Genomic DNA, 11,351 nt, shown 5'->3' with positions numbered 1-11,351 from the left:
GTCGGCTGGCACGTCTTCCTCGGCGCGGAGGACCTCTCCGCGGCGGTGGAGCGCGCGCTGGCCGCCGGCGCGACCCTGCTGCGGGAGGCGGAGCCGATGCTGATCCCGGGCGCGGCGTCGTGGTTGCTCGACCCGTTCGGCGCACCCTTCGGTCTCGCCGTCCCCGCGCCGGGACGAGCCGTGCCCGTCTCGACGGAGCTCGGCCGCCTGGCGCTCGTGGATCCCACCAACCACGACCTGGAGACCCAGGTCGCGTTCCAGCGGGCGCTCTTCCCGGACTCGGTCCACGATCCGATCGTGCCCCACGAGGTGTGCTTCTTCCGCGACGCCGCGGGCCTCGCGCTGCGCGGATCCTACGAGGTCGTGGAGGAGGCGCGATCCTTCCTCCCGCCCCACTGGCTGCCCTGGTTCGCGGTCGCGGACCAGACGGCCGCGGTCGAGGCGGCCGCCGCGGCCGGGGGCGCGGTGAACACCCGCGACAACGTCAGTGCCTTCGGCACCTGGGGTGTCGTGGTCGACCCGGCCGGCGGGGTCTTCAAGGCGCTCCAGGTCGCCGGCGCGGCGCTCTGAGGCGCCGCAACGACAGCAGAAACATCCAACGAGAACAAAGGACGAAGATGTCTTCAACAGAAACGCAGGCGCGAACGGCGCCGGACGCCGAACCCGGTTCCGGCCGGCTGCGCGGCAACCTCGGCCCGCTCGCGATCGTCTTCATGGTCGTCGCGGCGGCCGCACCCCTCACGATCCTGGTCTCGTCGCCGACGAACATGATCAACGGCAACGGGGCGGGCCTGCCCGTCGTCTACTTCTTCGTGCCGCTGCTGCTCCTGCTCTTCGCCCCGGGCTTCGCGGCGATGACCCGGTTCGTCCCGAAGGCGGGCGCGTTCTACTCCTACGTCACCGCGGGCCTCGGCAGGAAGGTCGGCGTCGGCGCCGGCTTCGTCGCGATGACGGGGTACCTGGTCTTCCAGAGCTTCGTGTTCACCCTCATGGGGCTCTCGATCAACGAGACGATCGCGGGGTTCTTCGGTGCCGACTCGTTCCAGCCGCCGTGGTACGTCTGGACCATCGCGATGATCGTCGTCGTCGCGATCCTCGGCGTGACCAACATCGACGTCAATGCGAAGGTGCTCGCGTTCGTGCTCATCGCCGAGGTGCTGGTCATCGTCATCATGAACGTCGCCGTCCTCATCCAGGGCGGGACCCCGGCAGAGGGGATCTCGATCACCGAGCAGTTCACCCCCGAGGTGTTCTTCTCGGGATCGATCGCGATCAGCCTGCTCTTCGGCTTCAGCATCGGCCTCGGTTTCGAGGCGACCGCGATCTTCCGCGACGAGGCGCGCGACCCGGAGAAGACGATCCCGCGCGCCATCTACATCGCGATCCTCTCGGCCTCGATCTTCTACTTCTTCGCGCTGTGGGGGTTCGTCCAGGGCTGGGGCACCCAGGGCGTCATGGACCTGCTGACCTCCGACGAGACGGCCCAGTTCTGGATCGTCTACGAGACCGCGGCGACCTATGTCGGCCCCGTCTTCATGCAGATCATGCAGATCGTGGCGCTGACGTCGATGTTCGCCTGCGTGCTCGCCTACCACAACATCGCCGCCCGCTACCTGCACTCCATGGGGCACTCGGTGCTGCCGGAGCGGCTGAGCTACGTGCACCCGAAGAGCGGCGCACCCTACGTGGCCTCGCTGACCACGTCGGCGATCGCGCTCGTCGTCATCCTGCTCTGGCTGCTCTCGGGGATCGACCCCTACGTGTTCTTCGGCTGGGAGATCGCGCTCGGCTCACTCGCGCTGATGATGGTCTTCGTGCTCACGAGCATCGCGATCTTCGTCTACTTCCGCAGGAACCCCGGCAACCGGAAGAACCTCTGGGTGTCGACGATCTCCCCGCTGCTGTCGTTCCTGGTGTTCGGCGGGATCATGGTGAACGCTATGGTCAACTTCTCCGCGCTCTCGGGCGCGGTGGACAACCCGCTGCTCAACACGGTCCTCATGATCCTCCCGGTGGTCTTCTTCCTGGTCGGGGTCATCGCCGCGACCATCACGCAGAAGCGCCACCCCGAGCGCTACGAGGGACTGGACCACACCCAGGCGAACACGGTCGTCTAGGATCCGGGCCCTCCCGGAACGGAGCAGCCCGGGCGCCGCGGTGTCGGCGCCCGGGCTGCTCCGCACCCTCGCTCAGACGTCCCAGACGGCGGGGAGGTGCTTCGCGCCGCGGAAGAAGAACCCGGACACCTCGACGTCGCCGGAGGGGTCGCGCCGCAGGCCGGGCAGCCGCCGGGCGGTCTCCTCGACGATGATCTCGCCGAGGCTCCGCGCGAGCGCGTGGCCCGCGCAGAAGTGCTCCCCGTAGCCGAACGTGGCGTGCGGCAGGAAGCTGCGGTCGAGGTCGTAGTCGTCGGCGCGCTCGAACCGGGAACGGTCGCGATTCGCGGCGCCGACCACGAGGATGAAGGGGGTGCCCTCCGGGATCGTCCCCCACTCCGTCACGATGTCCCGGCGAGCCGTGCGCTCGACCGAGTTGATCGGAGCGATCCAGCGCAGGCCCTCCTCGAGTGCGGGCGCGGCGTACCTCTTCGGGTCCGCGGCGAGCCGTGCGAGCTGATCCGGACGGCCGAGCAGGCCGTGGAAGGTGTTCGCGACGGCGTTGCCGGGCTCCTGGAAACCCCCGAGGATGATGACGCGGATCGACGCGATGACGTCCTCGAAGCTCCGGGGCTCGCCGTCGGGGGCGCCGGTGTGCACCATGTGGGAGATGATGCTCGAGTCCGGCCGCTCGCGCAGCCGCTCCACCCGCTCCCGCAGGCGGGCATCGATCTCGCCGACGGTCACCGAGGCCGCCCGGGCGGCCTCGTCGTTCTCGCGCGACTGCTGCTCGAGGCCCTCGCTCAGGGTCTTGAACCAGGTGATCAGGGTGTCGTCGTCGATCTCCCCGAGGCCGAGCTTGTCGCCGATCACGCGGACGCTGATCCGCTCGAACAGCTCCGTCGTGAGGTCGGCCCCGCCGCGCGGTCGGATCCGCTCGATGTAGTCGACGACGACCGGTCGCGCGAGCTCGTCGGCGTAGCCGCGCACGGCTCTCGGCCGCAGCTGATCATCGATGCCCGCCCGGAGGGAGCGGTGCGCGGCGCCGTCCATGCTCAGCACGTTCGGCACGCCGAAGAAGCGGTTGTCGTCCTCGCTGCCCGCAGTGTGGGCGTCGGCGAGGGCGCCGAGGTGGCTGCACGCCGCCCAGCTGGTGACGAGCCACAGGCCGGTCCGCTCCGAGTGGACGATCGGCGCGTGCGTGCGCAGGCGCTCGAAGAGCTCGTAGGGATCCCCCTCGAGCGCATCGAAGGTGATCTCGTCGGGGTCGAACCCCGTTCGTTCCAGAGTGCGCTCCGCCATGGAGACCGCTCCCTTCCGCCGCGTAGCGCGGCTGTCGTCGGGAGGCGCGGCGCGCCTCCTGCGACCATCATGCGCAGCGGGATGCGCCCGGCGGCATCGGGGTTATCCCCGATGCCGCCTCGAGCTCCGATGGGACAGCATGGGCGGCAGGGCCGGACCGCCTCCGGCCCGAGGCCCGCGCCTCGGAGAGCGACGGAAGGAACGGCATGGACACGAAGGGCTCGGCGGCGGAGCTGTCGGCGCACATCCCGGCACTGGGCGATGACGCGATCGAGGTCGAGGTGTGCGAGCGGGCCGTCGAGGCGCCCGGCGTCGTCTCGCTCGGATTGCGATCGAGCGACGGCCGCGCGCTGCCCGAGTGGTCGCCCGGATCGCACATCGATGTCGCCACCCCGTTCGGTCTGCGCCAGTACTCCCTCTGCGGCGATCGCGGCGGGTCGCGCGCGGGGGAGTGGAGGATCGCGGTGCTCGACGAGCCGGAGGGGTCGGGCGGGTCGCGGTGGCTGCACGAGTGCGCGGTGCGGGGCTCGCGGCTCCGGGTGGGAGCGCCGCGGAACGCCTTCGGGTATCGGGCCGGACGCGAGGCGCTGCTGATCGCCGGGGGGATCGGCATCACGCCGATCCTGCCGATGGTCGAGGACCTCGCGGAGGCCGGCGCGGCCTGGCGTCTGCTCTATACCGCGAGCGGGACCGGTCGTCACGCGTTCGGGCACCGTCTCGAGGGACACGACGAGGCGGTGCTGTGGTCGAGCGGAGAGGCCGGCAGACCGCCGGTGCGGAGCGAGCTGGAGCGGATCGGACCGGACTGCGCGGTCTACTGCTGCGGGCCCGAGGGGCTCGTCGCCGACGTGCGCGCGATTGCGGACGAGCTCGGCATCGGCGATCGGGTGCGGACCGAACTGTTCTCCGCCGACGCCGAGGCGCTGCGGGAGGGCGATTCCGCGTTCACGGTCACGCTGCAGCGCAGCGGGGTGGAGCTCGAGGTGCCGGCGGGAACGACGCTGCTCGAGCGTCTCGGGGAGGTCGGCGCCTTCGTCGTGAGCTCCTGCCGCGCCGGCATCTGCGGGTCCTGCGAGACCCCGGTGCTCTCGGGTGGGGTCGACCACCGGGACCAGGTGCTGACCGCGGAGGAGCGGGCGGCGGGCGACTGCATCTTCCCCTGCGTGTCGCGGGCGATTCCGGGCCAGCACCTCGTGCTGGACGTGTGACGCGAGGGGCCGGTCAGGCCCGCCGCGCGGGGAGGCGCTGCGAAGCCGCCCACGCGGCGACCTGGGCCCGCGAGACCACGTCGAGCTTGCGGAAGATGTGCTCGATGTGCGTCTCCACGGTGCTCACCGTGATGAGCAGGCGACGCGCGATCTCCTTGTTCGTGAGCCCCTCGGCGATGAGGGAGGCGATCTCCTGCTGCCGCGGGGTGAGGCGGGGCGGTGCCGAGGGATCCTGGCCCGGATCGGCCGAGGCGGCGATCCACGCCCCGACATCGGCGAGTGCGGTCCGTCGCGTCGCACCGAGGATCGCCCCGAACTCGTCGGCTCCGATCCGCTCGAGCACGGCGTCCACGCACCTCCGGTGCTCGATGTCGGTTCCGAGGTAGGGCGAGGGCAGCCGGTTGGAGAGTCGCAGCGCCTCGGCGAAGCCGAGCAGGCGCCCGGCCTCCCGCGGATCGCCGTGCGCGGCCTCGTACCAGGCCGCGATGTCGGTGCAGATGGCCGCGGCGTGATGGTCCCCGATCGAGACCGCGTTCGCCGCGCCGTCGAGGGCGAGCACGTATGCGCGATGCCGATCCGCGGCCCGCCACGCGCTCAGGGCGAAGGCCCAGATCACATAGCTCCGCATGAGGTGCTCGTCGTGCCGGTCGCAGATGGCGAGGGTCTGCTCGCAGTAGTCGTAGGCCGCGCTCCGGTCGCCGAGGGCCGACGCGGTCGCGGCGAGGAAGGAGAGGTCGACGAAGCGCTCGGCGGCGCTCCCGTTCGCGCGGTGGAAGGCGTGGGAGTCGATCAGGTGCCGATGCGCGCGGTGCGGATCCTCCTCGTAGAGCGCGCGGATGCCGAGGATCTGCGACAGCGCAGCCCGATGCCGCGGCTCGGTCGCGGCCGTCTCGAGCGCGTGAACGATGTCGTCGACCCGATCGAGCATCATCGTGTCGTAGGCCAGCCACGCGCGCACCCAGTTCGCGCGCACGGCGATGTCCGCGTCGACGAGCTCGCCGGCGCCGCGGAGGGCCGCCGCCATCCACTCCTCCGCCTCGCGTCCGAGCCCCTCCCGCGTCAGGTAGGGCCAGAGCTCCACGAGCACGGAGAGCAGGGCCCGCGATTCGGCCGCCGAGGCTCCGACGCGGATGGGGCCGAGCGTCGGCACGGCCTCGTCAACCTCGGCGAAGAGCGCCGCCTGCTCCGGGCCGAACCAGTTCGCCGCGAAGCGGTCGGCGAGATCGAGCCAGCCCGCGAGCAGCGCCGTGCGCGCGGGAACGGGAGGCGCCGGGGGTCGGGGAGGCGCCGAGCGCCCGACAGCGCCCGTGCCGGTGCGTGCGGTGCGTGTCGCCATCGATTCCGACCTCCTGCGGTCAGAGTAGTCGCAGTCGTCCGGGGACGCACCTCCCGCGACCGGGGACCGGCTGGTGCGGGGCAGCCGGCCGGCGTCCCGCTCCGCCGGAGAGGTCGTCGGCATGTGCGTGCGGCCCACGTGTCCGGGTACGGCTCGTGCGCGAGCACAAATGATACTGAAATGAACCGTTCGTTTCTTTCACGCATTGAAGTCGGGGTGTCGCTCTGGATAGCTTGGTGAGTCAGACGGCAACGCGGCTGAGGAGGAACGCATGAGGGTCGCTCTCTACGGGATCGGCGAGATGGGCGCGGGAGTGGCCCGGCTCCTGCAGCAGCGCGGGATCCCGGTCGTGTCGGCGATCGCGCGGAGCGCGGCGAAGGTCGGCAGGGAGCTGGGGGAGGTCGCGGGTCTCGACGCGCCGACGGGCGTCATCGTCTCCGACGACGCCGAGGGCGAGTTCGCGCGGACGAGACCGGACATCGTCGTGCTGACGACGAACAGCTACCTGGACGATCACGAGCCGTTCATCGCGGGGGCCGTCCGCGCCGGCGCGAACGCGATCACGATCGCCGAGGAGGCCTCGCATCCGTGGCGCACTTCGCCCGATGCCACCCGCCGGCTGGACGCGCTGGCGCGCGAGCGCGGAGTGAGCATCTACGGCGGCGGGCACGAGGACGCGTTCTGGATCGGACTCGGTGCTCAGCTCATCGGCGCCTCCCATCGAGTCGACGCGATCCGCTGGGAGTCCCGCTGGAACCCGGACACCTGCGGCCCGGAGATCCTCTCCTCCCTCGGAGTGGGCGGGTGTCCTGAGCGGCGGGTCGTGACGGTCGACTGGCAGCCCGGAATGCCCAGACCGCCGTTCGCCCTCCCCGCGCTCGACGGCCTGGCCGATCGCCTCGGCCTCCCCGATGCGCCGCGCTCGGTGACCACCGAGTTCATCCTCGCGGAGACGCCGGTGCACAGCTGGGCGCTGGGCCGCGACATCCGGCCGGGAGAGATCGTCGGCCTGCGCGATCGCGTGCTGCGGGAGCCGCAGTCCGACGGCGAACCGCTGCTGGAGTTCACCGTCTCCGGGATCCTGCAGCCCGGCGTGCACGTCAGCGGCGAATCGTGGTCGGTGGAGGGGGTCCCCTCTCTGCGGATGGAGACCGGGTTCTCGGCCGGCGCCCACCAGGTCACGGGGCAGGTGGTGAACCGGCTGCAGGATGTGATCGACGCGGCCCCCGGCTGGGTCAGGCACTCGGAGATGCCGGCGATCGCCTATCGGGGCTGAGCCCCCCGCAGAAGGGACCGCGGGGGAGGCTCCGCGCCCGCCGCTCACTCCAGCTCGAGGAGCTTCTGGATCGCGGGCTCGAGCTCCTCGGCGGTCACCGAGGCCTGTCCGAGCACGACCTGCGCGAGCACGCCCTCGAGCAGGAACGCCACCGGCCGGGCCGACGCCGGAGGGCAGTACATCGACATGAGATGCTCCAGCGTCCAGCTGGAGACGACGCTGCGGAGACTCTGCTGGGAGAACGTGCTCACGTACACTCCGTACCCCTCGAGGAGCGAGTCGTGCCAGTCGGTCGTGACCTCCTCGACCATCCGTGCGATCCCGCCGGCGACGCCGTACTTGGGGATGCGGTCGGCGAGCACGCTCGCGAAGTGGATGTCGCTCTTCTGCCGGAGCTCCAGGATCGTCGACACGAGGAGTTCGTCCTTGTCGGCGAAGTAGTAGGTCGTGGAGCCCAGGGGCACGTCCGCCTCCGCCGCGACGGACCTGAAGGTCACCGCTCCGATCCCCTGGGTGCCGATGATGCGCGCGGTTGCGTCGATGATCCGCTGCCGGCGCAGCGGATCGTTCTTCGGGCGCCGCCGGGCCGGTCTGCTCGGGCTCTCGGCTGGGGTCATCGTGCGCTCCCTCGGATCTCGGGCGGTCCCCCTCATCGTACGGGGCGAACGGGGGACCATTCTATCCAAGTATGTACATGCGTACACGAATCTGTGTACACTTGTACGCAGATGCGCGCCGCTCCGGCGGGCATCCATCACGCGATTCGCGGCAATGACGCACGGAAAGGACACATCATGGAGGATGTCGTGAGAGGAACGGGAGCCGGATCCCGGGTGCAGACCGGGGAGGAGTTCCTCGAGAGCCTGCGGGACGGGCGCACGCTGTGGAGCTACGGGGAGCGGGTCGACGACGTCACCACCCACCCCGGCTTCCGGAACTCGGCCCGCTCGCTGGCCGAGCTCTACGACGCGATGCACGCCGCCGGGACGCGCGACGTGCTGAACGCCCCGACCGACACCGGCAGCGGCGGCTGCACGCACCCGTTCTTCAAGGTGGCCTACAGCCGCGACGACCTGCGCGCGGGCCGCGATGCGATCCGGTGCTGGCAGGAGCAGGTCTTCGGCTGGATGGGCCGTACGCCGGACTACAAGGCCTCGCTCATCACCACGCTCGGCGACAACCCGGAGTACTTCGGGGAGTACGCCGACAACGCCCGGTTCTGGTACAAGGAGGTGCAGGAGCGCGTGCTGCATCTCGGCCACGCGATCGTGAACCCGCCGGTGGACCGCTCCCTGCCGGTCGAGCAGTCCAAGGACGTGTTCGTCCACGTCGACCGCGAGACCGACAACGGCCTCGTGGTGAGCGGCGCCAAGGTGGTCGCGACCGGCTCCCCGACCACGCAGTACGTCTACATCTCGAAGAGCGGCGGGCCGCCCGTCGCGGAGAAGTCACTGGCGCTGACCTTCATCGCCCCCGTGTCGGGCAAGGGGATCAGCATGATCAGCCGGGCCTCCTACGAGATGGTCGCCGCCCGCGCGGCGAGCCCCTTCGACTATCCGCTCAGCTCGCGGCTCGACGAGAACGACACGGTGCTGATCTTCGACGAGGCGCTGATCCCCTGGGAGAACGTGCTGATCTACGACGTCGAGCGCATCAACGAGTTCGACGATCTCTCCGGGTGGCTGCCCCGCGCGACCTTCCAGGCCTCGACCCGGATGGGGGTGAAGCTCGACTTCCTCGTGGGCGCCATCAGCAAGGCGCTCGAGATCACGGGAGCGGGCGGGTTCCGCGGAGTGCAGGCCGCGCTCGGCGAGGTGATCGGCTATCGGCAGGCGGTGAACGCCATGCGCGACGGCATGATCGAGATGGCGGAGCCCGGGTGGAACGGGCGCTCGCTCGTGCCGAACGCGGCCTACGGCTTCGCCTATGCGGCGATGGCCCCGGCGATGTACCGCCGGATGCGGGAGATCGTCGAGACCATCGTGGCCTCGGGGCTCATCTACTTGAACTCGAACGCGATCGACTTCGAGACGCCCGAGATGCGTCCGTTCCTGGACCGCTATCTGCGCGGCTCCAACGGCAAGACGGCGGTGGACCGGTCGAAGACGATGAAGCTGCTGTGGGATGCGATCGGCTCGGAGTTCGGCGCGCGGCACGAGCTCTACGAGCTCAACTACTTCGGGCAGCCCGAGATCAACCACCTCGCCCTCAACCAGACCGCCCAGCGCGACGGAACGCTCGAGCACGCGCGGCACCTCGTCGAGACGTGCATGAGCCAGTACGACCTGCAGGGGTGGACGAACGGCCGGTTCGTCAACCCCGACGACGTGAACTTCATCGCCCGACGCTCGTGAAAGGAGACCGCCGTGACTGAGAACCCTCTCGAGGACGAGCAGATGCTCGACCTGTTCCGCAACACCTTCCGCCGGCACGCGAGCGGGGTCGTGGTGCTCACCGCCAACGATCCCGCGGGCGAGCCGATCGGGTTCACCGCCACCTCGCTGGCGTCGCTGTCGGCCGTTCCCGCCCGCGCCACGTTCAACGTGATCAAGAGATCGCACGGCTACCGGGCGATCTACATCGGCAACCGCGTGGTGGTGAACTTCCTCGGCGCGGAATCCTCCGCGCTCGGGGAGCTGTTCGCCGGTCCGTTCGAGCGGCGCTTCGTCGGCGACCACTGGCGCCTCGAGGACGGGGTGCCGGTGGTCGCCGACGCGCCCGTGCGGCTCGTGACGGAGATCGTCGACGTCTACGACCAGGGTGACAATGCGATCGTGGTGGTCGAGATCATCCGCGGCCACCTGGGCGAGGAGCGTGCTCCGCTGCTCTACCACAACCGCGGCTTCGGCACGATCGCGTCGTTCGCGCGGATGGCCGCGGCCTGACGCCGAACCCGTCTTCGGCAAGACGGCTGCGAGGCCCGGGGGATCCCCCGGGCCTCGCTCGTTCTTCAGTCGAACACCACCGTGCGGTGACCGGTGAGCATGACCCGGTCCTCGGCGTGCAACCGCACCGCCCGGGTGAGCACACGCCGTTCGACGTCGCGGCCCGTTCGCACGAGGTCGTCCTCGAGCTGCCGGTGCGAGACCCGCACCACGTTCTGCTCGATGATCGGCCCCTCGTCGAGGTCGCTCGTCACGTAGTGGGCGGTGGCGCCGATCAGCTTCACGCCGCGATCGTAGGCCTGGTGGTAGGGCTTCGCGCCCTTGAACCCGGGCAGGAAGGAGTGGTGGATGTTGATGATCCGCCCGGGATAGTGCGAGCAGAACTCGTCGCTCAGGATCTGCATGTAGCGGGCGAGCACGATGAAGTCGGCCCCGGTCTCGGTCACGATTCCGCGCAGTCTCGCCTCCTGCGCCGCCTTCGTGTCCGGGGTGATCGGCAGCAGATGGAAGGGGATGCCGTGCGGCTCGACGAGCGGCTTCAGGCGCTCGTGGTTCGACACGACGGCGACGATCTCGACGGGGAGGTCGCCCGCCTGCCAGTGGTAGAGCAGATCCCAGAGGCAGTGGTCCGCGGTGCTCACCATGATGACGACTCTGCGGAGTTCGCTCGTGCGCCGCAGCGACAGCACGGGATCGAACCGGGCGAGCTCCTCGCGCAGCCCGGCGTCGAGGCGGGTCTCGGCGCCCTCCGGCACGTCGATCTCCATCCGCAGCGTGAAGGTGCTGCTGCGCTCGTGCGCGTACTGCGCGCTGTCGGTGATGTTCGCCCCGTGCGAGAACACGGTCTGGGACACCGCGGCGACGATGCCGGGTTCGTCGGAGCAGCGCAGGGTGAGCACGTGGTGCTCCATCACCGGCGCCCGGCGGGCGGCGCTCACGAGCGCACCTTCAGCCGCTGGGGGTCGTAGACCGGGGTCGGCACCACACGCGCCGCGCGGTCGCCGCCGTCGGCGCGCACCGTCAGCTCGGTGTCCTTCGCGGCGTGGCCCTTCGCGATCCGGGCGAGGGCGAGTGCGGCGCCGCCGAGCTCGGGGGAGGGGATCGCCATCGTGACCGAGCCGACCTCGAGGTCGCCGTGGAAGACCCTCGCGTCGTCGAGGCCGTCCGCCTCTCCGTCGATGACGAGCGACGCCACGGTGCGGCGGGCCCGCTCCTTGAGGGCCACGAGTGCGTCGCGGCCCTGGAACT

At 70.4% G+C, this 11,351-nt stretch carries 11 protein-coding genes; 6 read left to right on the top strand and 5 right to left on the bottom strand.

The genetic code is table 11. From position 1 onward, the window contains the following. On the top strand, nt 1-570 hold a 570-nt coding region (locus ACWKZU_RS00775), incomplete at its 5' end, for a VOC family protein (RefSeq protein ID WP_449280489.1). Nucleotides 571-617: 47 nt separating this feature from the next. Next, nucleotides 618-2,117 (top strand): APC family permease, encoded by a 1,500-nt coding sequence (locus ACWKZU_RS00770; protein ID WP_449280488.1) that lies wholly within the window; start codon nt 618-620, stop codon nt 2,115-2,117. Between the two features lie 72 nt (nt 2,118-2,189). Here ACWKZU_RS00770 and ACWKZU_RS00765 read toward each other — a convergent pair whose 3' ends face one another. After that, nucleotides 2,190-3,398 carry a cytochrome P450 gene (locus tag ACWKZU_RS00765; protein ID WP_449280487.1) on the bottom strand — a complete coding sequence of 403 codons (1,209 nt, stop codon included), beginning with the start codon at nt 3,396-3,398 and terminating at the stop codon, nt 2,190-2,192. Nucleotides 3,399-3,604: 206 nt separating this feature from the next. On the opposite strand from ACWKZU_RS00765, the gene ACWKZU_RS00760 reads away from it, so the two are divergent. Beyond that, a complete protein-coding gene (locus ACWKZU_RS00760; RefSeq protein ID WP_449280486.1) occupies nt 3,605-4,606 on the top strand; it encodes a PDR/VanB family oxidoreductase in 1,002 nt (333 codons plus the stop codon). Nucleotides 4,607-4,619: 13 nt separating this feature from the next. Here the strand turns inward: ACWKZU_RS00760 and ACWKZU_RS00755 are convergent, their stop codons facing one another. Beyond that, nucleotides 4,620-5,942, bottom strand: a complete 1,323-nt coding sequence (locus ACWKZU_RS00755) for a response regulator transcription factor (RefSeq protein WP_449280485.1) — start codon at nt 5,940-5,942, stop codon at nt 4,620-4,622. A gap of 271 nt (nt 5,943-6,213) precedes the next feature. Between ACWKZU_RS00755 and ACWKZU_RS00750 the strand changes: the two genes are divergently transcribed. Beyond that, on the top strand, nt 6,214-7,218 hold the full coding sequence (locus ACWKZU_RS00750) for a hypothetical protein (RefSeq protein ID WP_449280484.1): 1,005 nt from the start codon (nt 6,214-6,216) through the stop codon (nt 7,216-7,218). 44 nt (nt 7,219-7,262) lie between these two features. Here ACWKZU_RS00750 and ACWKZU_RS00745 read toward each other — a convergent pair whose 3' ends face one another. Further along, on the bottom strand, nt 7,263-7,835 hold the full coding sequence (locus tag ACWKZU_RS00745) for a TetR/AcrR family transcriptional regulator (protein ID WP_449280483.1): 573 nt from the start codon (nt 7,833-7,835) through the stop codon (nt 7,263-7,265). 177 nt (nt 7,836-8,012) lie between these two features. Here ACWKZU_RS00745 and ACWKZU_RS00740 point away from each other — a divergent pair, with 177 nt between their 5' ends. Both ACWKZU_RS00740 and ACWKZU_RS00735 read left to right on the top strand, forming a co-directional pair. Continuing rightward, nucleotides 8,013-9,572: a 4-hydroxyphenylacetate 3-hydroxylase N-terminal domain-containing protein gene (locus tag ACWKZU_RS00740; protein WP_449280482.1), complete on the top strand. Its 1,560-nt coding sequence runs from the start codon at nt 8,013-8,015 to the stop codon at nt 9,570-9,572. 12 nt (nt 9,573-9,584) lie between these two features. After that, the gene (locus ACWKZU_RS00735) at nt 9,585-10,103 is read left to right on the top strand and encodes a flavin reductase family protein (RefSeq protein ID WP_449280481.1); all 519 of its coding nucleotides are present in this window, start codon (nt 9,585-9,587) and stop codon (nt 10,101-10,103) included. Between the two features lie 65 nt (nt 10,104-10,168). On the opposite strand, the gene purU is transcribed toward ACWKZU_RS00735, so the two are convergent. Next, a complete protein-coding gene (purU, locus tag ACWKZU_RS00730; RefSeq protein WP_449280480.1) occupies nt 10,169-11,041 on the bottom strand; it encodes a formyltetrahydrofolate deformylase in 873 nt (290 codons plus the stop codon). Then, nucleotides 11,038-11,351 (bottom strand): glycine cleavage T C-terminal barrel domain-containing protein (locus ACWKZU_RS00725; RefSeq protein ID WP_449280479.1); only part of this gene is annotated, 314 nt, incomplete at its 5' end. The genes purU and ACWKZU_RS00725, both read right to left, overlap by 4 nt.

This window comes from Leucobacter sp. (assembly GCF_053528595.1).
This window is presented reverse-complemented; position numbering and strand designations above follow the sequence as displayed.